This window comes from Pseudomonas sp. NMI542_15 (assembly GCF_021283425.1).
Taxonomy (GTDB): domain Bacteria; phylum Pseudomonadota; class Gammaproteobacteria; order Pseudomonadales; family Pseudomonadaceae; genus Aquipseudomonas; species Aquipseudomonas fortuita.
In genome coordinates, this window is the sequence record NZ_JAJSRO010000077.1 from 1 (window position 1) to 469 (window position 469).

General features: G+C 48.8%; 2 tRNA genes. Both read left to right on the plus strand.

The window, feature by feature from the left end:
• Positions 1–100 precede the first annotated feature (100 nt).
• Positions 101–177, plus strand: a tRNA-Ile gene (locus LU684_RS30480).
• Positions 178–273: 96 nt separating this feature from the next.
• Positions 274–349, plus strand: a tRNA-Ala gene (locus tag LU684_RS30485).
• The last annotated feature ends 120 nt before the right edge of the window (positions 350–469 follow it).

Here is a 469-nt window from a genome sequence, read left to right on the forward strand (position 1 = left end):
CCTGCGGCTGGATCACCTCCTTAATCGACGACATCAGCCTGCTGATGAGCTCCCACACGAATTGCTTGATTCATTGTCGAAGACGATCAAGACCCTATATAGGTCTGTAGCTCAGTTGGTTAGAGCGCACCCCTGATAAGGGTGAGGTCGGCAGTTCAAATCTGCCCAGACCTACCAATTTTGGTTGGAATGATGAGCACCCCACGCCTCTTAATAAAGAGTGGTGAGGACGGCTCTTCTGCAGTTCAAATCTGCCCAGACCTACCAATATGCGGGGCCATAGCTCAGCTGGGAGAGCGCCTGCCTTGCACGCAGGAGGTCAGCGGTTCGATCCCGCTTGGCTCCACCACTCGCTTTACTTGATCAGAACTTAGAAATGAACATTCGTAGATGAATGTTGATTTCTGACTTTTGTCAGATCGTTCTTTAAAAATTCGGATATGTGATAGAAATAGACTGAACACCAGTT